General features: G+C 69.1%; 1 protein-coding gene. It reads left to right on the top strand.

The window, feature by feature from the left end:
• Window positions 1-398 (top strand): SDR family oxidoreductase (locus tag AC1D0P_RS31115; RefSeq protein WP_477680252.1); only part of this gene is annotated, 398 nt, incomplete at both ends.

Below are 398 nucleotides of genomic sequence, written 5' to 3'. Positions count from 1 at the left end.
CGCAGGCGCCGTGGCGGAGGCCGCGGCCCGGCTCGGCATTCCCATCATCCACCTATCAACCGACTACGTGTTCGCCGGCGACAAGCACGCCCCCTATGTCGAAACCGACCCGACCGGGCCGACCTCGGCCTACGGGCGCTCGAAACTCGAAGGCGAACGGCGCGTGCTCGGCGCGACCGGCAATCACGCCATCCTGCGCACCGCCTGGGTCTATTCGCCGTTCGGCGCCAATTTCGTCAAGACGATGCTTCGGCTCGCTGAAACGCGCGACACGTTGCGCGTGGTGGCCGACCAGCAAGGCCAGCCGACCAGCGCCCTCGACATCGCCGATGCGGTGATCGCGGTGGCGCGGCGGATGACGGCCGACGCCGATCCGTCGCTGCGCGGCATCTTCCATC

Source organism: Polaromonas sp. P1_G2, assembly GCF_056405515.1.
Note: the sequence above shows the minus strand (reverse complement) of the source record. Positions and strands in the feature narration are given on the sequence as shown.